This window comes from Pseudarthrobacter sp. TE3704 (assembly GCF_056279405.1).
In genome coordinates this window covers 412,792-433,828 of sequence record NZ_JBWCCJ010000003.1, presented here as the reverse complement: position 1 = coordinate 433,828, position 21,037 = coordinate 412,792, and the positions used below count along the sequence as shown (strand labels likewise).

The 21,037-nt window shown below is 65.4% G+C and carries 21 protein-coding genes; 5 read left to right on the top strand and 16 right to left on the bottom strand.

Annotated features, from left to right (window positions below; translation table 11 throughout):
* Positions 1-11: 11 nt before the first annotated feature.
* Together ACZ9BC_RS09710 and ACZ9BC_RS09705 are read left to right on the top strand one after the other, a co-directional pair.
* Positions 12-770, top strand: coding sequence for a GntR family transcriptional regulator (locus ACZ9BC_RS09710; protein ID WP_476245753.1), 759 nt, complete (start codon positions 12-14; stop codon positions 768-770).
* A gap of 10 nt (positions 771-780) precedes the next feature.
* A complete protein-coding gene (locus ACZ9BC_RS09705) occupies positions 781-1,461 on the top strand; it encodes a phosphonatase-like hydrolase (RefSeq protein WP_476245752.1) in 681 nt (226 codons plus the stop codon).
* A 22-nt stretch (positions 1,462-1,483) separates the two neighbouring features.
* On the opposite strand, the gene ACZ9BC_RS09700 is transcribed toward ACZ9BC_RS09705, so the two are convergent.
* The 6 genes from ACZ9BC_RS09700 to ACZ9BC_RS09675 form a co-directional block, all read right to left on the bottom strand.
* Complete coding sequence (locus ACZ9BC_RS09700) at positions 1,484-2,128, bottom strand: DNA alkylation repair protein (RefSeq protein ID WP_476245985.1); 645 nt, start codon at positions 2,126-2,128, stop codon at positions 1,484-1,486.
* A 79-nt stretch (positions 2,129-2,207) separates the two neighbouring features.
* On the bottom strand, positions 2,208-3,077 hold the full coding sequence (locus tag ACZ9BC_RS09695; RefSeq protein WP_476245751.1) for a hypothetical protein: 870 nt from the start codon (positions 3,075-3,077) through the stop codon (positions 2,208-2,210).
* Positions 3,064-5,631 carry a DUF4062 domain-containing protein gene (locus ACZ9BC_RS09690; RefSeq protein WP_476245750.1) on the bottom strand — a complete coding sequence of 856 codons (2,568 nt, stop codon included), beginning with the start codon at positions 5,629-5,631 and terminating at the stop codon, positions 3,064-3,066. The genes ACZ9BC_RS09695 and ACZ9BC_RS09690 overlap by 14 nt, the downstream gene beginning before the upstream one ends.
* A 73-nt stretch (positions 5,632-5,704) precedes the next feature.
* Entirely contained in the window at positions 5,705-6,025 is a 321-nt protein-coding gene (locus tag ACZ9BC_RS09685; protein WP_476245749.1) for a DMT family transporter, read from the bottom strand.
* Entirely contained in the window at positions 6,022-6,378 is a 357-nt protein-coding gene (locus ACZ9BC_RS09680; protein WP_476245748.1) for a DMT family transporter, read from the bottom strand. Before ACZ9BC_RS09680 ends, ACZ9BC_RS09685 begins: the two co-directional genes overlap by 4 nt.
* Positions 6,379-6,494: 116 nt before the next feature.
* Complete coding sequence (locus ACZ9BC_RS09675) at positions 6,495-7,133, bottom strand: isochorismatase family protein (RefSeq protein WP_476245747.1); 639 nt, start codon at positions 7,131-7,133, stop codon at positions 6,495-6,497.
* A 137-nt stretch (positions 7,134-7,270) separates the two neighbouring features.
* On the opposite strand from ACZ9BC_RS09675, the gene ACZ9BC_RS09670 reads away from it, so the two are divergent.
* Positions 7,271-8,221, top strand: a complete 951-nt coding sequence (locus tag ACZ9BC_RS09670) for a GlxA family transcriptional regulator (RefSeq protein ID WP_476245746.1) — start codon at positions 7,271-7,273, stop codon at positions 8,219-8,221.
* 206 nt (positions 8,222-8,427) lie between these two features.
* On the opposite strand, the gene ppgK is transcribed toward ACZ9BC_RS09670, so the two are convergent.
* From ppgK to ACZ9BC_RS09620, 10 genes are all read right to left on the bottom strand, one after another.
* Positions 8,428-9,231, bottom strand: coding sequence for a polyphosphate--glucose phosphotransferase (gene ppgK, locus ACZ9BC_RS09665; protein ID WP_476245745.1), 804 nt, complete (start codon positions 9,229-9,231; stop codon positions 8,428-8,430).
* Positions 9,232-9,320: 89 nt separating this feature from the next.
* Positions 9,321-9,599: a hypothetical protein gene (locus ACZ9BC_RS09660; RefSeq protein WP_476245744.1), complete on the bottom strand. Its 279-nt coding sequence runs from the start codon at positions 9,597-9,599 to the stop codon at positions 9,321-9,323.
* A 76-nt stretch (positions 9,600-9,675) separates the two neighbouring features.
* A complete protein-coding gene (locus ACZ9BC_RS09655; protein ID WP_476245743.1) occupies positions 9,676-10,593 on the bottom strand; it encodes an alpha/beta hydrolase in 918 nt (305 codons plus the stop codon).
* Between the two features lie 237 nt (positions 10,594-10,830).
* Positions 10,831-13,221 carry a GH116 family glycosyl-hydrolase gene (locus ACZ9BC_RS09650; protein WP_476245742.1) on the bottom strand — a complete coding sequence of 797 codons (2,391 nt, stop codon included), beginning with the start codon at positions 13,219-13,221 and terminating at the stop codon, positions 10,831-10,833.
* 359 nt (positions 13,222-13,580) lie between these two features.
* Positions 13,581-14,333: a sugar phosphate isomerase/epimerase family protein gene (locus tag ACZ9BC_RS09645; protein ID WP_476245741.1), complete on the bottom strand. Its 753-nt coding sequence runs from the start codon at positions 14,331-14,333 to the stop codon at positions 13,581-13,583.
* Between the two features lie 53 nt (positions 14,334-14,386).
* Positions 14,387-15,271 carry a carbohydrate ABC transporter permease gene (locus ACZ9BC_RS09640; RefSeq protein ID WP_476245740.1) on the bottom strand — a complete coding sequence of 295 codons (885 nt, stop codon included), beginning with the start codon at positions 15,269-15,271 and terminating at the stop codon, positions 14,387-14,389.
* Positions 15,271-16,230, bottom strand: coding sequence for a carbohydrate ABC transporter permease (locus ACZ9BC_RS09635; RefSeq protein ID WP_476245739.1), 960 nt, complete (start codon positions 16,228-16,230; stop codon positions 15,271-15,273). The genes ACZ9BC_RS09640 and ACZ9BC_RS09635 overlap by 1 nt, the downstream gene beginning before the upstream one ends.
* 13 nt (positions 16,231-16,243) lie before the next feature.
* Positions 16,244-17,566, bottom strand: a complete 1,323-nt coding sequence (locus tag ACZ9BC_RS09630; RefSeq protein WP_476245738.1) for an ABC transporter substrate-binding protein — start codon at positions 17,564-17,566, stop codon at positions 16,244-16,246.
* Between the two features lie 55 nt (positions 17,567-17,621).
* Entirely contained in the window at positions 17,622-18,401 is a 780-nt protein-coding gene (locus ACZ9BC_RS09625; RefSeq protein WP_476245737.1) for a hypothetical protein, read from the bottom strand.
* Complete coding sequence (locus ACZ9BC_RS09620) at positions 18,398-19,501, bottom strand: Gfo/Idh/MocA family protein (protein ID WP_476245736.1); 1,104 nt, start codon at positions 19,499-19,501, stop codon at positions 18,398-18,400. The genes ACZ9BC_RS09625 and ACZ9BC_RS09620 overlap by 4 nt, the downstream gene beginning before the upstream one ends.
* 176 nt (positions 19,502-19,677) lie before the next feature.
* On the opposite strand from ACZ9BC_RS09620, the gene ACZ9BC_RS09615 reads away from it, so the two are divergent.
* Positions 19,678-20,337: a TetR/AcrR family transcriptional regulator gene (locus tag ACZ9BC_RS09615; RefSeq protein ID WP_476245735.1), complete on the top strand. Its 660-nt coding sequence runs from the start codon at positions 19,678-19,680 to the stop codon at positions 20,335-20,337.
* On the top strand, positions 20,334-20,819 hold the full coding sequence (locus ACZ9BC_RS09610; RefSeq protein ID WP_476245734.1) for a Dabb family protein: 486 nt from the start codon (positions 20,334-20,336) through the stop codon (positions 20,817-20,819). The genes ACZ9BC_RS09615 and ACZ9BC_RS09610 overlap by 4 nt, the downstream gene beginning before the upstream one ends.
* The last annotated feature ends 218 nt before the right edge of the window (positions 20,820-21,037 follow it).

Sequence of the window (21,037 nt, the reverse complement as noted above, 5' to 3'; positions counted from 1 at the left end):
ATGATCAAGTTATGTCCGTATCTCATCTCCTGCCCCTGCATCAGCGTTTGACTGATGAACTGCGCGGCCGCATCACGTCCGGCAGTTGGCCGGAGGGTTTCCAGATTCCCAGCGAGGCTGAGCTCTGCCGTGAGTTTGAGGCATCCCGCGGGACCGTGCGCCAGGCCCTGTCCGCACTGCGCAAGGAAGGCCTGATCCTGGGCGGGCGGGGCAAGCAACCGGTGGCGGGGCGCGCAGCGTTGTCCCAGCCCTTCACGACGTTCATGTCCTTCACCGAATGGGCGGGGTCCATTGGCAGGAGTCCCGGACAGCAGACCCGGGAAATCGCCAAGCGGCCGGCCTCAGCCGATGTCGCAGCGCAACTGGGTATCAAGGAGGGCGAACCCGTGCTGGAAGTCCTGCGCCTCCGCCTGCTGGGCGACACCCCGGCCATGGTGGAGCGCACCAGCTTCATCCTCAGCGCAGGAAAACTGCTCTTCGACTTCGATACGGACAGCGGGTCAATCTTCAGCTACCTCAAAGAAAACGGGGTGGACCTGAGCCGCGGCCGCCACACCATTGACGCCGTTGCCGCGGACAGCCTGGATGTGGAACTGCTGGGCGTACAGCCCGGCGCGCCCCTGCTCCGGGAACGGCGCCTGACGTCGTCCGCAGCCGGCCAGCCCATCGAATATTCCGATGACCGGTACGTCCCGGGCATCACCAACTTCACCATCGAAAATACCAGCGAGCACCGCGCCAACCTGGTGCGGGTGCCCACCACTGCCTAAGGACCCCTTAATGATCGAACTTGTCGCCCTCGACATGGCCGGAACCACCATCGACGAGCACGGGGATGTGTACCGCGCCCTGGAGCAATCCGTCCGGGAAACCGGGGCGGAGGTCACCGCTGCCCACCTTCAGGCATGGATGGGCGCGGACAAAACCGAGGCCATCGCAGCGCTGATGGAGCTGGGAGGCGTTGCCGCCGATCCCACACGCGTCGCGGACGCCTTCATGCGGTTCCAGGACATCCTCGCTGGCCTGTACGGGGCGAATGCCCCGGTTCCCCTCGAAGGAGTGGAGACGGCCCTGCGCCAGCTCAAAGCCGCGGGGATCAAAATCGCGCTCACCACGGGCTTCTCCCGCGATGTGGCCGGTCCGCTCCTTGCCGCGCTGGAATGGAAGATCGGCGACGGCGAGCTGCTGGACGCCGTCGTCACCTCCGACGAGGTGCCGCGCGGGCGGCCCGCACCGCACATGATCCACCGTGCCATGGAACGCACCGGCGTGCTGCAGGTGTCCCGGGTCCTCGCCGCGGGCGACACCGTGAACGACCTCCAGGCTGCAGCGAATGCCGGGGTAACCGGCGTCGGCGTCCTGACAGGAAAACTCGGCGCCGCGGAGCTCCGCCGCCACCCGCACCACGCCATCCTGGACGGCGTGAAGGACCTTCCGGCCCTTGTGAACAAGCTGGTGTAGGCAGGTCATCCGGTTTCAGGACCTATTGATCCTGCTTCCGGCGCACCATCTCATTGATCCAGCTGGGCGCGAACGGCGACGTGCAGCCCGGGGGTGTGGGGTAGTCCTTGAGGACCTGCAGGCGCTCGCCAATGTCCAAGGCACGGGCGCGGTGCCCGGGGTGCTCAATCCCAATCTGCGCCAGGCACGTGTTCATGGCCCACTGCAGCCGATCAGGCGCACCCTGCATCTCCGCCTCGACGATGTCCAGCAGACCGCCAAGGTCGAGGCCCTCGGGCTTCTTCACCACGCGTTCGCTGGTCAGTGCCCAGCCGGCACTGGCCACTATCGGATCCGGATCGGTGAACCAGGCCTGCCGCAGTTCTTCGGCGTGCGGGCCCTTCTTCACCACGTAGTTCACCAGCCAGTCCTGCACCTTGGGGGACCGTGCCTCGCGCAGCATGGTGTCCAGTTCGTCCTTTTCGAACGCCTTGGCCCGGCAGACCAGGAGTGCCAGCAGCCTTGCCGCGGTGTCGCCGGTCGCCCAGAGCCGGCATGCCAGCTCGTGTTGGATCTTCAGCCGCTTGGCAATGGCGCGCAGCTTGGCCAGGTTCACGCCGTGGTCGTCACCGTGCTTTTCGTTCACCTCGCGCGCCCTGGGGTCCTCGAGCGCGGCGAGCTCGGCCATCAGCTCAGCCACCTGCGGGGCGGTCAGTGTCTCGGCCACTTCGGTCTCCTGTCCATTGCGTCTAGGGCCAGCCTAAGCCCTACCCGAAACGTTCGGCGGTGGTGCCGGCGGACGCCCCCGCGCGCCTCAGCCGCAGCTCGGCCCACACCGTGAGCGCTCCGTAGGACACGAGGGCGAGCAGCACGAGGGTCACGAAGGCCCACGCGGCAGGCCGCTCCCAGTGCACGTCGGAACGTCCGACGGCGACCGAGGCCAGGATGAATACGAGGCTGACCAGCTGGGCGGCAAAGAGGACGCGGTAGCTGCTCCACCGGCGGTCCACCACCATGGGCGCGTTTACGAACCCGGTGAGGCTGAGGACCGCGCCCAGCGTCCGGGCGGTCAGCGGAGTGAGGTCCCAGCCCCAGCTCTGAATGAACAGCGCCGGGAACAGGAACATCACCAGGCCCGTCAGTGTGGCCACGCCGCCCACCCCCACCAGCGCCCGGGCCACATGGTCCGGGATCAGCACATCGCGCGGCGCTGCCAGGCGGGGATCCGCCCCGCGCTGGGCGAGGGCGGCCGCGGCCACGAGGAACGGCGTGGACGCGTAGAGCGCCGCCCACGCGAAAAACGAGAGGTTCCGCGTAAACAGCCCTTCATGCAGCGCGGTGGCGATGCCCAAAAGTGACGCAAAGACGAAGACGGGCAGGAATCCGCGCCGCACGCGGTGCCACTGGCCCGTCCGGAGGACAGCGGCGAAGAAGATGATCCCGCCAATGTACGCCGAGCCCAGGATCATTCCGGTGAGGGGCGGCCTGATGGGCCAGGCGAACAGCTCCGCGATGCGGCCCGGGAGGAAAACGAGGATGGTGGCGGCGATCAGGAGGAACGGCAGGATGAAGGCAGCCAACCACCGCACCGGGCGCAGCACGCGGTCGGTCCCTGCGACCGCCTTAAGCGTTGGCATGGGCGAGCACCTCCGTCAGCGGCAGGGAACGGCCGCGGGAGGCGCCGTCGTCGAACGTTCCGCCCAGCCCGCCCGAACGCAGGGCCTCAACCACCGGTCCGTGGAAGGAGGCGACGGCGGCATTGAACAGGCCCGTCCGCTGGCGCAGCGCCTCTGCGGCGCCGGCCAGCTCACCGGCGCGGGCCACGTCGCCGTGCCTCGCCGCGACGGCCACCAGTCCTTCGAGGCCGTACGCGATGCCTTCGTCGTGGCTGAGGCCCGCCGAGATCTCCAGGCCGCGCGCGAAATCCTGCGCGGCGCCGTCGACGTCGTCCTGCAGCATGCGGGCCCAGCCCCGGTGGTGCAGGGCGATGGCGATGCCGAGGGGTTCGCCTTCCTCGCCTGCCAGCGCGAGGCTTTCCTCAAAGCGCGACGCCGCTGCCTCACCTTCGCCAGTGACGAGCAGCACGCGTCCCATGGTGACGAGGGACATCGCCTCGCCCCAGCGGTCGCCGCCCGCGCGGAAGCCTTCCAGGCTGCGTTCCAGGTCGCCGATGGCCCCCTGGACGTCCGGAACCGGAGCTGCGAGCCGCGCCAGCGCTGCGGACACCAGCGCGAGCGCTTCCCCTGAGGCATCGCCGGACTGGGCGAAGAGCTGCGAGCTGCGGGTGAGGCCGCCCACGAGGTCCACGTCCTGCTGCTGCCAGAAGGCGACGGCCCGGGTGAAGTACAGGGCGATGGCCTCGGCGCGGCTGGGGAGGGTTTCACCGCGCGCCGCCGCTTCATCGAGCAGCCGCGTCATCCAGAGCCGGACCTGGCCCAGCAGGCCGCCGAGCCAGAGGTAAAGGTAGAGCGACCAGGCGAGTTCGGCGGCGCGGTCCCACTGCCCTTGGGTGGTGAGCCACCCGACGGCCGAGGCGAGGTCGGCCCGCTGGAGGGTGAGGTCGGCGAGCCAGCGGCCCTGGTCGCCGGTGCGCAGCCCGTGCGCGGCCGCGTGGGCGAGGCCGAAGAAGTACTGCGCGTGGTCGTTTCGGGCGGCGTCCCAATCCTCCTTGGTGCTGAGCGAGGCTGCGAACGAGCGGACGGTGGCGAGGAGGGTGAAGACGCTCTCGCCGCCGACGTCGCGCTGGCTCACCAGGCTGGACTCCACCAGGGCGTCGAGGGCATCGAGGGCTCCCTCGCCCACCATTGCCTCTGCCGCCGCCAGGGTGAACGGGCCGGTGAAGACGGCGAGCCGGGCCAGGGCGGCGCGCGCGGATGCCGGCAGGAGGTCCACGCTCCACAGAATGGTTCCGGTCAGCGTGCGCTGGCGTTCCGGCAGGTCCCGGGCACCGCCGGACAGCAGGCCCAGTCCGGTGCCGAGCCGCTGCAGGATGGATTCGGGGGTGAGCGTGCGGATGCGGGCTGCTGCGAGTTCGAGGGCGAGCGGAACGCCGTCGAGGGCACGGCAGATCCCGAGCATCGCCGTGCAGTTGGCCTGGGTCAGCCCGAAGTCGGGCCGCACCGCGCGGGCACGCTCAACGAACAGCGCCACGGACGGGATGCCGGCGGCGGTCTCGGGTGCGGGCCGGGCGTCTTCCGCCGGCACGTCGAGCGGCGCCACCTCGTAGGTGCGCTCGGGGCGCACCCGCAGGGGAGAGCGGCTGGTGACCAGGAGCGTGAGTTCCGGCAGCGCCGAGATCAGCTTCATAACGACGGCGGTGGCGTCCAGAACATGTTCCATGTTGTCGAGCACCAGCAGGAGGCGGCGGCCCTGCAGCGCCGTGACCAGTTTGTCCTCCAGCGGCCCGTCGCCGGCGTCGCGGACGCCGAGCTCGTGGGCGATGGCCGCCGGGACGAACTCCGCCGACCGCACGGATTCGAGCATGACAAAAACGACGTCGGTCCCCTCCTTGGCGATTTCCGCGGCGACTTCGATGGCGAGCCGTGATTTGCCGATCCCGCCGGGACCCACCAGCGTCACGAGCCTTACGTCAGGCCGGTCCAGCAGTTCACGGACGGTGGCGATGGCGCCGCCGCGGCCCACGATGGCGCTGTAGGGCGCAGGCACGCGCCCGCCGTCGTAATGTTGTGCCGGCGGTTCCTCCGCGGCCGGGCGGCTGGCGTCAAACCGCTCAGCGAGGAGGACGGCGAGGTCGGCGCGGACCAGGTCGCCGAGTTCCTGCGGGTCGCCGTACCTCTTGTAGGAGGCGTCGTCGTCGTTCCGGATGCGGTCCAGCAGCCCGTCCAGGCGCGGCTCGCGCGTGACGCTGTCCTTGACGTAGATCAGCTTGGGCATGCCGGCGGACAGTGCGTACTCATCCTCGAGCCCGGACACCTCCTCGCCGGGCGCCACCCACCCGTAGCTCCCGCCGTAGATGCCGACGAACACGTCGCTTTGCGCGAGGTAGGAGCGGTACAGGGAGCGCGGCGGGTGGGGGCGGGCGCCGAGCTCGAACATGACCGGCGCCAGGTGCAGTGATTCGACGGCCTCGCGGACGGCGCGGCGCTCCGGCTCGAGCTCCCGCAGGGTGGAACTGACGAAAACCCTGATGCGCTGGTCGGGTGTGCGGATCGACACCGCAGGTGCGTCCATCTAGGCAGTTTGGACCACGACGGCGGGCCGCGTCCACCACTTTCGGCCCCCTAGTGTGCTGCTGGTTTCAGCCCTAGTGTGCCGCGCCGAGCTCGATCAGCAGGACGCCGCCGATGATGAGGCCGAGCCCGAGCATCATGACGGGGGTGATGGCCTCCTTGAAAAAGACCCGGCTGGCCAGGGCGGTCAGTGCCACGCCGGCGGCCGCCCAGATGCCGTAGGCGACGCCGAGGCTCATACCCTGGTCCAGGGTCAGGGTGAGGAGGGTGAAGGCAAGGAAGTACCCGGCGGCGACAGGGATGTACCAGCGGCGCTTGCCGGTGGAGGCGACGCGCAGGAAGAGGGTGGCGGTGACCTCGGTGAGGATCGCGCCCGCGAGAAGCAGCCACATCATGAGCGGGCCATTTCTTTCTCGGGTTCTTGTGCCGTTTCTTTGTGCGACCCCAGTTCCACGCAGAGCACGCCGGCGATGACCATGGCGACGCCGACCATCATCACCGGGGTCAGTGCCTCACCAAAGATGAGGGCGGCCAGCAGCACCGTGAGCGTCACGCCCAGCGCGGCCCAGATGCCGTAGGCGACGCCGAGTCCCAGGCCTTTGCGGAGGACTGCTGCGAGGAAGCCGAACGAAGCGGTGTATCCGGCAACAACCACAATGAAGAAGACAGGATTATCCAGCGCGGCTTTCAGGGAGAGGGATGCCGTCACCTCACTCAGGATCGCGCCGGCGAGAAGAATCCACTTCATGTAAACAGTCCTTGATGATCGGTTGGGGCTTGGTCCCCTGTTGGGAACACCGCTGATGGCGCTGGTGTTCCCGGGCTTCCCACCCGGCTTGCCCCTTGGGAAGCCCGGGGAACTGGTCACGCCTGGGGGACCAGTTCGGAACCCGCGATCGCGGAGCTGCCGAGGTCACTGCCTGCGAGGGCCTGCCGGGTGTTCAGTGCGTTGGTCCACGTATCAGTATCGGCCACCGCTGCCCAGTTCGAGTTCAGCAGGGTGAGGAGTGTCGTGTGCACGGTCTTCGCGTCGGCGAAACCCGCTTCGTTGGCGAGGTTGATGGCGCCGGTGGCGTCGGAGAGGACCTCGGTACTGAAGCCAAGGAACTCTGCCTCCACGGCGGAGGCGAGCACGCAGTTGTTGGTCATGTAGCCGGCCAGGGTGACCGTGTCGACGTCGTGCTGCCGCAGCCACTCGGCGAGGTCTGTGCCGGCGTAGACGGAGCCGTACTGCTTGACCAGGGACTTCCAGTCGGCGGCTTTGCGGCGTTCAATTTCGGGGTGCAGCTCGAATCCTGGCGTGCCGGGCGCGAAGACCGGTGCTCCTTCACCTGCGGAGTGCTGGATGACGGCCACGGGAATGCCCGCGGCGGTGGCGGCGTCAAGGGCCTTGGTGATGGTGGGCAGGGACTCCTGGTGCGGCGCGTACTGGATTTCGAGGGGGCCGCTGAAGTACTGCTGCTGCACGTCGATGAGGATGAGGGCGCGGCGGGGGGTGCTCATGTTTATGGTTCTCCCTGTTGGTTCTATCGGCTGCCTTGTGGCGACTTTTCCAGTCTTCCGGTTGCCGGTGCACGCCAACAGTGGCACGAAGGCGGATATACGATGGATTCGGGCCATTGTGGCGGGAAGGGGCAGTTTTGAAGATCGCGGTGTACGCCTTCGACGGCGCGACGATGTTCCACCTTGCCGTTCCGCAGATGGTCTTTGACGAGGTGGCCCGCCAGGGTCTTGCCGATTGGAAGACCGTTCTTTTTACTGACCAGGAGGGTGGGATTACAACCGCGGAGGGTTACCGACTGGGCGAGGTGAAGGGGCCGGAGGCCGCGGAAGAGGCGGACGTGGTGGTGGTGCCTTCATGGTTCGACGACGGGCGCGTCCCCAGCGATTCGCTGCGGCAGGTGCTCCAGGGGGCCCACGGGCGCGGGGCTCCAATTTTGGGGCTGTGCCTTGGCGCGATTCCCGTAGCGGACGCGGGTTTGCTCGCGGGGCGTGGGGCGGTCACCCATTGGCAGGCGTTTGATTCTCTTGCTGCGCGGCACCCCGATGTTCCGCTCGACCGGTCCGTGCTCTATATCGACCACGGTGACGTCCTGACATCGGCCGGCACCGCCTCGGCCTTGGACGCCTGCCTGCACTTGGTCCGCGCCCGGCTCGGGGCGGAGGCGGCGAACCGGGTGGCACGCAGCCTGGTCATCGCGCCGCACCGGGAAGGCGGACAGGCGCAGTACATCGAGCACCCGGTGCCGGAGCGCTCCACGGATGATCCAATCTCGCGCCTGCTCGAATGGGCTCTGGGCCGCCTGGGTGAACCCCTCACGATCGACCGGCTTGCCGCGCAGGCACACCTGAGCCGCCGCACCTTTGTCCGCGCCTTCCGGGCAGCAACGGGGACAACCCCGGCCGCCTGGATCCGCGCTCGCCGACTTGATGCCGCACGGCGGCTTTTGGAGACCACGGACCTGTCGATAGACCAGATCTCCGCCGACTGCGGATTTGGCAACGCCGTCACCCTGCGCCAGAACTTCGCGGCCGCTTTCTCCACGACGCCGACGGAGTACCGGCGGCGGTTTGATGCTCGGGTTGGGTAATTGCCGCCTAACAGACCGCGCGGTCCAAGCTGTCAGGTTTGGACTTGGGACCTCGCTGGAAGGCTGTCTGGAAGTAACCGATTGGACCCTATTCTGACGGTTTTTCTGAGGTCACCTGACGTCAGGTTGGGGTGTACTTGAATTCAGCATGAGAGGAGCGCACCCGCGCTGTCATTTGTTGCTGACCGATTTGTGCTCCCCTGCACTTATGCGGGCGTCGGGATTTTTTGATGATCGGATGCGGCTTCGCCTGCAGCCCCGATAATGCCCGCTTCGTTGCGAAGAACTGCCGGGCCGATGGGCGTGCGGAGTTTGAGGTTGGGCAGGAAGTCGTGTGCCCGCTGGGAGATGCCGCCGCCGACGATGAACAGTTCGGGCGAGAACAAGAACTCGACGTGGGAGAAGTAGCGCTGCAGCACAAGGCTGTATTCGTCCCAGGACAAGCCGGCTCTTTCCCGGGCCACGGCTGAGGCGCTGCTTTCGGCGTTGTGGCCATCGATTTCCAGGTGACCCAATTCGGTGTTCGGGACCAGTTTCCCGTCAGAGATAAATGCTGAACCAATTCCGGTGCCCAGAGTTATCACGAGGACGGTACCGGCAACTCCAGCCCCAGCGCCGTACCGCGCTTCGGCAAGCCCTGCAGCGTCGGCGTCATTGACGACCTCCACGGGCCGACCTAGACGGGCCGTCAGGAGGGCATCAATGTTGGTGTTGAGCCAACTCTTGTCCACGTTGGCCGCGGAACGAACCACGCCGTGCTGGATGATGCCCGGAAAGGTCACACCCACGGGGAAGTCGGGAACAGGCGCCTCTGGGCGCGCCGAGAGTTCGGAGACGACCCGGGCCACTGATTCGGTGACGGCCTCGGGGGTGGCCGGCTGCGGGGTGGGTACGCAGAAAGGTTCACCCAGCAGCCGGCCCTCTTTCAGATTGACGATGCCACCCTTAATACCGGTGCCTCCAATGTCGATACCGATCACCGGCGTGTTCTTGTGTGACTTCTCGTCCAAATGACTTCCGTTCGATGCAGGAGCGCAGATGCAAGGGGAGGGCCGCCAAGGCGACCCGTATGCCGCGCTTTGGTGCCGGTCTGGTTGTTTCAGGGGCGCTTTTCATGGATGCTGCCGCAGGGCACGTCCGGATGGACTTGGACGGTGTACATGTCGACGTCTTGTTGTGTGACAAGGATGCCGTGTCTGTGCTCGAATGCGGCAGGCAACAAGCGATCGACGGCGTCACTGATTTTTTGATCCCGGCTGTGTATGTCGTCCGCTCTCGTTAGCTGAACGGATAGCGAGAGCGGTGGATGACCAGGCAGGTCGTTGGGTGTGATGAGGCCGTCCGCATTGGTGGGCGGCCGATCGGCGTCGTGGAACATGCGCCCTCCTAGGCGGAAAAGAATCGACGACGGGCCGGAACCCGTGATTGGGGCTCGGCAAGGGGATACGGGTGGGTCACCGCACTGATGCTTCTTTTGCCCGCGAGGTGTCAGCGGATCGACCGTAGGCCCATGGCGAGGTGAGCCATTCGATCATGCGGTGGATGCTGCGTGGAGCACCGACAGTTGTCGGTTCGTTGAGATGTCCGTGCTCGGTTCCGTGTTCCCTGACGGTCAACATGTCCACGCCCGCGCTGGCGAGTTCGGCGGCAAAGGCGTCGCCGGATGCGCGGATGGTGTCCACGTCGGAATTGAGGATGAACGTGGGTGGAAAGCCGGATAGATCATGCCCGCCGGGGAAGGCATAAGGGTCGCCCAACTGCTGGAGGTCTCCGTTCACATAGTTCAGAGTCAGCCCTTCGACGCCTTCCGGTGTGAGCGGGATGCCAGGGGCCGGGGTCGTTGCGGCGAGCTTGGCCGCCAGTTCGCTGCTGAATTGCGGCAACTTCGGGTGCAGGAGCGGGTATGCGAGCAGTAGCCTGGAGGGCATGGCGAGGCCCTGATCGCGCAAACGCAGAGTCAATCCTGCGGTGAGGGTTCCCCCTGCGCTTGCTCCACCCAGTGCCCAGCCGGCTGAACTCTGCGAATGTAGTTCTGTGTTTGCCCAAGCGAGGACAGCCTCGATCTCGTTGATCGCGATGGGGTAGTAGGCGTTACCGCCGCCCGGTTCGCCGCCGAGGTCCAGTGCCCACTGAGGGGCCGGGGCGAGTCGGTAGTCCACGGCGACGACGGAGATCCCGGCCTCGGCCAGGCTTGTGGCGACCCAGTCGCTCTCGGCCATGTCGAGGTCGCCGTAGATGTACGATCCGCCGTGGCACCACACCAAGCCGACCGGCTCGGGGCGGGGCGTCGATGGTGTGTAGATGCGGATCGGGATTTCCCCGTGCGGCCCTTGGAGTTGTCGGTTCTTGGTGTGGACGGTGTTGTCTGTCATGGTCTATTCCTTTCTAGGCGCTGGCGCGGCAGGCGGCCTCGGGCGGTCCACCACTCGTCGAGCCCTTCGTGCTCTACCGCAGTTGTGCGGTATGTGTCGGCAGTGGCGGAATGAAGTGTCGCCGCCCGCCGCATCCGAAAGATGGGCGGAAACTTTGACTCGCGGACGTGATGAGGACGCAGGGTCATGGCCTGACCCTGCGTCCTCAGTTGGTGCACGCTCGTTAGGTCTGCGCTGTCACTGGCGGGCCGATGCGTACATGTCCCAGGCGGCTAGGGCCCGCACAAAGTAGGCCGCCCGGTAAGTGGTGGTGTCGTAGCCGTTCCAGCCCTCCGGGGTGTTGAAGGCGAAGGCGCCACCCGCGGCCGCGGTGGGGCTGTATATCTGGTGCACCACACCCTCCGCGAGCTCGTTGCCATCGGCGACCAAATCGGGTCGGCCGAGCCGTCTGCCTTCCTGTATGAGCGTCCCGGCGAACCCGAAGTTCGTCCCGGTCCACACCTCCGCGGCCTGGAACCCGAGTTCCCTCGGCCGGTTGGGCAGTACCGGATAGGGCTTGCCCCAGTTCGGGACGAGGTTCGGCGCTCCGAGCATGTGCCCTGTGGAGTCCTTCACCTGCGTGAGCTGGTCGAAGGTGTTGGTCAGGTGGGCGGCCACGCGTTCGGGCGGATTGATGTCCGCCAGGCCGAGCTGCTCGGCCACGTGCTGGGGCCACAGCACGTCGACGAAGACGTCGGTGGACCTCTCGCCTGCGTCGGTGAACTTGTAGTAGCTCCCGGTCCAGAAGGCGGACTCGTACGCGGCCTGGGCCGTGGCCCGCGTGTGATTGAGGGCGTCGACGTCGACCGCCGAGGCTTCGGGGATGCCGAGGCGTTTGGCATCCTCGCTAGCGGCGGCCATAATCTCTGCGGCCAGGATGTACAGGCCGGAGGTGTAGACCCCGTGCACTCCACCGGACTGCCCCATCACGTCGTAGGTGCTGGCGAAGGTGGCCGCCTCCGTGGGCAGCGTGTCTCCCTGCGGTATCCGAGGTAGGACGTCGTGCGTCCAGAGGCGGAGCATCGCCGGGTAGGCGTCGCGCAACAGCGAGTCGTCGCCCGAGCTGCGATACGCGCCGTACGCACGCATCAGGTACTTGACCGGACGGTCGAAGAAGGTGGTTTCGGGTGCGGCTGGGCTGGTAGATTTCTCCCACAGCAGCCACGGCGCGCTCAAGTGCCACCAGAGATAGCCCTCGACCGGAGGGTTGAAGCCCGGGCTGCCGGGCACTCGGCCGTGTGGGTCTTGGGCGATCATCTCGGAGGTCGCACGGACCCAGTCGGCTTCGATGGAGGGAAACAGCTCGCGCAGGGCGATCGCCATTTGTCCCTGGACGTCGGTCTCCCCGGCGTCAGCCCAGCCACCACCCGTGACCGTGTGGAACAGGTGGGTGCCAGGGACCGCCGAGCCTATTCTGGGTTCCCCGGTCTGGTGTGGGGTGGAGACAAGGCCTGATTCCCAGAAGGAGCCGTTGAACGTGAGCTGACCGAGTTCGTTCAGCGCTGCCATACGGATCGCGGGCGACACCGTGTCGTCGGATGCCACCGGCTTCCACCAGCGTTCCACCGCTTCCTCTGCCTCCTCCACGCGTGCGAGGTTACGCGCAGCGATGGCGAAGCCCTGGTTGCCGGGATAGCTGCCGGGGACGTAGTTGTTTTGTTCGTCTTGACGGGCTCCGTAGAAGGAGGTGTAGCGCCTCATCCAGGATGTGTCGCCCTCAGTACCGAAAGTGATCTGGGGGAAGTCCCAGGCCAGGACGAAGCGAACCGTCTGCGTTTGATGAGCCGGCAGGTTCATCTCTACTGCGAGGGCACTGGCGGAGTTGCTGCCGTCGAGGGCAGCGTTGGGGAGGCTGCCGGTTGCGCTGAAGGGGGTGTAGATGTCGGAGCCGTCGCCGTCGGCGTTCCAGGAAGTTGCGTACGTGACCCGCTGTCCGGGTTCACTTCGCACAGCGGTGGTCCACTCGCTGTTCTGGGAGTCTGCGGTGTTGGTGGGGCTTGAGGCCCCCAGCGTGATACCGGTGATCTTGTTCCGGTGATCCACGGTCTCGTGGCTGGTGAAGCCCGTGCGGACGCTGGGCACGGAGCTGGGGGTGTTCTGCACTGTGCTGGCCACGTGAGCTGGAGCGTTGGGGAAGGTGAACATGGTCGACACGTTCGTCGGCTTGCCCGTTTCGTTTTTGAGTTCCACATCGAAGTAGGCCACGGGTTGGGAGGAGGACTCGTCGTTGCCGGCCACGATGGGCGTCCAGAACGTTGTTGACACGGACGTGGAGGGCACGGGGTCGGCGTAGTCGATGCGGCCGAAGGGGTAGAGCGCGCTGTATGTCCCGCTCCCAGCATCCAGGGTCGACCATGCAGGGAGAACGGACCCGAACTCGGAGCTGTTGACGGCGAGCGTCTTGGTCATGGCGGTTCGGCCTGGCTGCTGTTCGCGGAGGTGGATGGCGGCCTGCGGCAGAATGCGCTTCTCATAGTTCGAGTTCGTGGATCCGCCCATGTTCCACGGACCGAAGGTCCCGGCCTGGTTGATCATGAACGAACCTGCCCCGAGTCCACCGAGCGGAATCCCGAGGCCGGGCTGAGCCATGGGATTGCCGAGCGCGAACGGTGCGGTGTCGGGTGCGGAGGTATCACCTGCACAGCGTTGCCAGTCGTGGGGGCTGCATGGGGTGCTTCCAAGGACTCCGAGAGGCCGCTGGTACGCGGCCTCACCCAGGGCCGAGTGCCCCGCCGGTTCCGCGGCGGGCGCCGGCGGCGGTGACGCCAGGGCTGGCGCGATAGTTGTGGCGGCTATGCCGGCTGCGACAGCAACGGCGGTTAGGCGCCGGCGTCGGCTGTGGCTTCTAAACAAGGTTGGCTTTTTCATCGGGCTGTTATCTCGTGCTCTTCGAGAGCGGACATGTACATCTCCTCGTTGATCTGGACACTTGCGTCGCCGGGTGCGTGCTAAGCAACCCGAAAAGAAATGGAGCAATTGGTTTTGAGGTAGTTCAGGGACGCGGCGATGCCGTCGAACACATCCCCGGCGTAGTCGTCGAACTCAATGACGGCTACCTCCAGGGCCGGGGCGGCGCCGAGGACGGAGGGGATGTCGATCTTTCCCTGGCCGGCCGGAAGCTGGGCTTTGGTGTCTTTGGTGACAGGGCCGTCCTTGACGTGGATCGCGGCCACACGGTCACCCAGCCGGGTCAGCAGGTCAGCCGGGTCTTCGCCGCCGACGGCCGCCCAGTACGTGTCAACCTCCAGGACCACCTCGGGCTCCAGCAGCGAGGCGAAATACTCCAGAGCGCTCCTGCCGTCGATGCGGGACTCCAGCTCCCAGGCGTGGTTGTGGTAGCCGACGCGGATGCCGTATTCGGCGCCCTTCCGGGCGGCGGCGTTGAGCTTAGCGGCCGCGGCTTCGATGGAGGTGGCGTCCTGCCACTGGCCCACCGGGATGTGCGGGTCGATCACGGTGCCGATGCCCAGGCGTTTGGCAGCAGCGAAGATTTCGTCCTGGTCTGCGCTGAGCAGCGGGGCGTGGCCGGTAGGGGCGGTGATGCTGTTCTCGGCAAAGGCCCGGGCGAGCTCGTCGGCGAGGGAGGCGAAGTTGTAGGGCTCAACCTGAGTGAAACCGATTTCGGCCAGGCGGCGGATGGCGCCGGGAAGGTCTTCTTCGATGGCGGTCCGTATGGAGTACAGCTGGACGGAGTAGGACATGGATTTCCCTTGTACAGTTCGGGTGTTTGGGCGTCTTGTCGCGGGTGCAGGTATTACCGGCCGGCGAGGGATCCGCCGATGCCGCCGACGCTGAAGTATTTGTTCAGAGTGGCGAAGAGGATGACCGGCGGGATCATCATCACCACGGCGAGGGCCATGACCGAGCTCCAGTCGGTGAGGTTCTGCTGGAAGAATGACTGGACACCCAGGGGCAGGGTGATGATCTCGGTTGATCGAAGGAACACGATGGCCACGAGGTAGTCGTTCCACGCGAGCAGGAAGGAAAAGATCGCTGTGGAGAGCACTCCTGGCAGGGAGTTGCGCAGCACGACCTTGGTGAAGGACCCGAAGACCGAGCAGCCGTCGATCCAGGCTGCTTCCTCCAGGCTCATGGGAATGGAGTCGAAGTACGCGGCCATCATCCACGTCGCCACGGTCATCGTGGACCCCACATAGATGATGGTCAGGCCCAGGAGGTTGTCCACCAGCCCCAACCCGGCGAAGAGGATGAACAGCGGTACTACGGAGGTGATGATTGGCAGGGACTGCATCACAAACAGCAGCAGCGAGTAGCCGGAGACTGCCTTGCTCCTGCCGCGGGAGAGGACATAGCCGGCCGGTGCTGCCACGGCCACTGATACAACGACCGTCGCCAAGGTGGTGATCAGGCTGTTCTGCAGCCATGTGGTGGCGAGCGTTTCGGCGAAGATGTAGCGGAAGTTCTCCAAGGTAAGGCCTGTGGCCGTACTTGTTCGTGCTGGCGTCAATGAAAGAACGATCGTGACCACGATGGGGACAAGGACGATGGCGGTGATGGCCAGGATGAGGGCGAAGCGCCACCAGCGCCCGCGCATACCGGCTTCAGGAAGTACAGGGGGTTTGCCTGTGGCTCCCGGAACCTGGCCGGCTTCGGCGGGTGTATGCACTACTGCGTTCATTATTCGACGCTCGACTTTCGGATCTGGCGATACAGAATGACGGACACCACGACGAGGGTGAAAGTCATGAGGAAGGCGATGGCCACGCCCGGGCCCGTCTGGAAGTTCTGAAAGACGGTGCGGTACGCCAATACGACGAGGGACGTCGTCGCGTCGATGGGACCGCCGCCGGTCAGCAGGTAAATGGTGGGGAAGTCATTGACGCAGAAGATCGTCATGAGGATCCAGCTGATGTAGGTCGAGCGGGAGATCAGCGGTAGCGTGATTTGGCTGAACTGCTGCCAACGGTTGGCGCCATCCATGTTGGCAGCTTCGTAGACGGACGTGTCCACGGATGCCAGGGCCGAGGATGTCATCATCATCATGAACGGGAAGCTGACCCATACTTTGAAGATCATGACGGTGATGGCGGCCAGGGTAGGGTCGGCCAGAAATAGGGGGGTGCCCAGGCCGAGGCTGCGGAACAGCGCAGGGACGGGACTGTCGGGTGTTGCTACCAGCCAGTTCCAGGCGGCCGCGGAGACCACGATCGGCACTACCCAGGGCAGGAGCAGCAGCACCTTGAAGAATCCGTTTGCCGGGATCTTGGTCCGCAGCAGCAGGGCCAGTCCCATTCCGATAAGCCAGGAGCCGAACACTCCGACGACGGTGAACAGCAGGGTGAATCGGGTGGCCTTCCAGAATGCCTCAGACAAGAGCACACTGGCGAAGTTCTCCCCCCCGATGAAATTGCCGGTCTCGATCAGGGAACCGTCATGGGTGGCTTGCACTCCGGCATAGATGAGGGGATAGGCATGGATGAGTACCAGCAGCACCATCGAGGGCAACAAGAGCCAAAAGAAGGTCCGGCGGGTCTGGGTACTGAGCTTGCTCTTGCGGTTTCCCGGCAGGCCGGGCCCGCCGGGGGCTACGCCCCGGCGGGCCCGGTCCAGGCCTGCGCGTGCAGTGAACGATGACAACGTTTTAGCCTTACTACTTCATCACTGATTCGATGCCGGTTTGCAGGTCCCGCAGTGCGGTCTTCGCATCAGTCTTGCCGCCGAGCACCGCCTGCGTGAACTGGCCAAGGAACTGGCCACCTTCAACGGCTGCCAGGTCGGCGAAGAGCCTGGTGCCTTGGGCGCTGAACGTCTTGGAGATCGGCTGCCAGTCTTTGATGATCTTGACGTTATTGGCGTCCTTCTGGAACTCAGGAAGTTCCGTGATCGATTTGAACACCGGCATCGCTCCCACCACGCCCTGCTTCCACAGTTCCTTCAGCTGGCCCAGGTAGTAGACGAGGAATGCCTCAGAAGCCTCCTGCGACGGGGTGTCCTTGTACATCATGATGTTGTTGCCGTAGGTGAGGGTTCCTTTGTCGCCGTGCGGGCCCGTGAGCGGATCCGCGACCAGGATGTCACCTGTGGTGTCCCCGGCGCGCGCTGTAAGGCCGGGGGAGTGGGTGCCGAAGGCGATCTTTTTGTCCTTCCACTGGGTGGTGAGGCTGTCCTCGTTGTAGCTCACCGCGGCCGGGTCCACGATGCCGTTGGACACGAGTTCACGGATGAACTCCACGGCCTCGACGTTTCGGTCATTGAGGGCATCCGGCTGGCCGTCCTTGGTAAACAAGCCGCCGCCGTTGTTGAGCAGCATCGAGACAACGGACTGGACTCCAATGTTGTTTCCCGCGCCGGCGCCGGTACCGAAGGCGAACGCCCCGATTGCCTTGAGCTTCTTGCCGGCTTCCAACAGGGTGGGCCAGTCCTTCGGAAGTTCGGTTCCTGCCTGCTCGAAGAGCGACTTGCGGTACCAGAACACGCGCGGGTCCAGCTGCCAGGGGATGGCGATGTAGCCCTTGTTGGACTCAAAGGGTTCGAGCACGCCGGGAAGGAAGTCCTCGAACATACCGTTCTTTTTCAGTTCCTCGATGACGTTGTCGGCGTACGCGATCTGGCCCTGCTCTTCGAACTGGAACGCCTGGAATCCGGCACCGGTGGATACGGCCGGCCCGGTCTTGGACGCGATGGCCGAAGAGAAGGACTGGTAGTAGTTGTTCCACGGGATTTGCTGATAGGTTGCCTTGGCGTTTCCGCCTTCAGGTGCATACGATTCCGTGATTTTCTTGGCTGCCTCTGTGTACGCGGCCGGCCCCCAGGGCATGTCCCAAAACTTGACCGTGCCACCGGCGCCCGAACCGCCGCCGGTGGAGGATCCTCCGCCGCAAGCGGCAAGAAGCGGAACTGATGCGGCAGCTGCGGTGAGGCCGAGGAAGCCGCGGCGGGAGAAGGTGCTGTTGGACGGGGTGCTCTTGTTCACGATGGGTCCTTTCGGGGCGTCAGCGCCCAGATCTGGGTATTGGAGTAACAGTCGGTCAGCGGACGAGCGCTGCGGTGCGGCGTAGCTCGTCTACGTCGGTAGTGACGAGGCCATCGGTGGCGACGTTGTGGGCGCGCCGCCAGGTGGCACGGTGGGCGGATTCGTAGAGGGTGGGCAGGAGCTGCTCTCCCTCGGCAGTGGTGACCCGCACCTCGGCCGGGGCCGCGGTGTCGGGGGAGGGGATGATGGCGGTCAGGCCTCCATCTGTGGTCAGGATGCGGATTTGCAGCTGCGGCGGGAGTGCATCCGTCACGACGGCGGAGACGGACAGGGGAACGCTGTCGCCGAGTTGCCCGCAGATCAGGTAGCTGTGGGCGTCTTGGTGGAGGCGCCGCAGGGATCCAGGTGCGAGGGTACCGCCGAGGAGCCGGTTCAGCGCGGTGAGTTGGTCGACCAGGGCCAGGTCGAGGTTCCCGGTGGTGGGTACGACGATGCGGGACTCCACGATAGACACGGACGGGCGCAGGCCTTCAGCCGCGGCGGCTGCGCCCTCGAGTGCGGGGTGCGAGGCGAAAGGCCAGTCGATGAGGACCTTGTCCACGGACGTTTCGGTAAGTGCCTCCGGTGTGGTGGGCGCGATGACTACAGCGGCCAGTGCCCCGGCCTGGTGGGCTGCTTCGGCCCGGCCGGCCCAGCCGGTGCTGCCGTCAACGGCGGTGAGGAGCGCGGCGTCGGACGCTGGGGCGAGGGACACCGGAAGGGAGGCGATGACGGCGTCCACCGCCCCTCTGGCGCGGGCGGCGGGCTCGCTGGAGACGGTCAGTTGGGTGGTCATGCGTGCACCTTCCGGGGCTGGGTGTTCTGGGCGGTTTCAGGTCCGACGGCGGCTCCCACGGCGCCGTCTGCGATGGCCAGGGCGAAGCGCAGGTCGTCGATGAGTGCGGCAGGGTCCGGTGCCGCTGCGGTGCCCCGGATGATGTCGGCGATGCGGCGCCACTCACCCTCGTAGCCGTTGTGCCCGAACGGGCCGGCAACGACCTTCTGTCCGCGGGTTGAGTATTCTGCGACGGCCGAGCCGGCCTGGACGTAGGAGGGCGTGAACGTGAGTTTGAGGGCCGAATCCGGGCCGATGGCCTCGAAGGTCCATTCCGGCTTCCAGGTGTCGTTCATGGCGGCAAGCAGCTCAATGCTGCGGCCTCCGGCGCGGAGCCCGATGTTGTAGCCGCCGGGCCGGGCAATGGCTGCGTGCAGGACTTCCAGGTCGTCGAAGTCCGGTACGAAGCGGCGGACCAGGGGTAGGTCGTGGATGGCCAGGCCAAGGACGCTGCCTTCGAGGCGGGCCCGGATGAATTCAGGGTCGGAGAAGTCAGGGGCCGGGAAGCTTGGCCGCGTGATGACCTCGGTGGCGAAGTCCTCGAAACGTGGGTTGGGGGGCAGCACGATCGAGGAGCGGATCGTGTGGGCTGAGTCGGGAAGGTTCTCCCAGAGCTGCTCGGCGGCAAGCCACCCCGGATCGAAGGTATGCATGGCCCCGACGACGATGGGCACGCCGGTTTCCGTGGAGATCCGGGCAATCTGCTCCGCCTCCTCGGCCGTGACGGCGAAAGGCTTCTCGCACAGCACCGCTTTCTTCCCTGCCCTGCAGGCGGCGATGACCTGTTCGGCATGAAAGCGGTGGGGGGAGCAGATCGCGACCACCTCGACCTGGGGGTCCTCGAGCAGTTCCTGCACGGAGGAGGAGGAATGCGACCCGACCCGGCCGGCGACGGATCGGGCAATGTCCGGGTCGACATCCATGACGTGGGTGACGGTGAACAGCTCGGTGAGACGGGAAAGGCTCGGCAGGTGGATGGCCTGCGTCACGGGCCCGGCTCCAAGGAAGCCGACGCCGAGCGTCGTGTCCTGCTCGGACCGGGGCGGAGGGGAAAGCATCATCTGAACTCCTGTGAAATGCGACGGAGCCAGGCACCGCCGTTGGTCGAGGACTTGGGTCCACCATCGGCATCTACTGTGTCGTGGACCACAAAGTAATCGATCGCTTACTTTCCTAAAACATAAGCGAGTGGTAACTTTTTTGCAAGAGGTGTTTCGAATACTCTGGAAGGAGGGGCATGGCAACGGAGCAGACAGTGACGCGGGGTTCCTACCCCAAAGGGATCGCCCGCCGCCAGCAGATGATCGAGGCCGCGGCCAGGGTGTTCGCGCGCCACGGCTACGCGGCCGGATCCCTGCGTACCATTGCAGCCGAAGTGGGCGTCACCAGCGCCGCGCTGGTCCGGTACTTCGGCCACAAGGAGGGCTTGCTGACGGCGGTCGTTGAGTACTGGGCCGATCAATACAGCGCGGCAAGGAACGCCGGGACAGGCCTGGAACATTTCCGCAGGCTCCCGGAGCTCATGCAGTACCACACCGAGCACCGCGGCTTCATGGAGCTCTTCCTGACCCTCGCTTCCGAGGCGTCAAACCCGGAGCACCCGGCCAGGGATTTCATCGTGAAAAGGTACGAAACGACCCTGGGCAGGTTTTGCGATTTCCTTCGGGAGGCCCGCGAGGCGGGGGACGTCTCGGTTCCCGAGGAGCGCATCGAGTCCGAGGCTAGGGGCCTGATCGCCCTGATGGACGGCATCGAGCTGCAGTGGCTGCTCAATCCGGAGGTTGATTTGGTGGGAGAGTTCTCGTACCAACTCGATGGACTCATCGACCGATGGACGGCGGGACTGCCCAACCGCCCCCGGGAAGCACAGCCGGAAGCGACCAAGCAGTTGGTATGAACGACTACGGTCTGGCCGGAGCGGCAGGTGAAGCCGGAATAGCGGCCGCCAAGCCGGAAAGGACACACATGACGAATGATGCCGACCAGGAACGCGAAATATCGCTAACAAGCCCTGACTATGGACCGGGGATTATCCGGCACATCGTTTTGTTCCGCTACCGTGAGGACGTAGACGGCGCGGACTTACAGAAAATAGAGCAAAATTTCCACGAGCTCCAAACATCAAAGCGGGATGGACGCTCCTACATCCTGAGCATCGAGTCCGGCGCACAGAACAGTCCCGAGGGATTGGGGCAGGGGTTCCATCAGGCCTATATCGTGTCTTTCGCCTCGCAGGGTGATCGAAACTATTACGTCGGCGAACCGTTGATCACTAACCCGGCGCTGTATGACCCGATGCACCACGCTTTCAAATCCTTCATCAGGAACTACATCAGTGATCAGGAGAGTAGCGTTCTCGTCTTCGACTTTCAGCCTTAATCGATCACCAATCGGTGACGAAGCACGCTGGCGCGGGTCCCCGTTTTTAGCTACTTCCCGTCTATTTGAAATGCCGATAACGGATGTTCGGTCAACTAGCTATCGGGTCAGGACCCAGGGGAGCAGAAACCGTAGGAGTGTCTCCTACCCGCCGCACCCGTCCGGGTTCTCGGAGATTGCCTCTCCAAAGAGCCGCATTGGACGGCCTTGCAGACAGC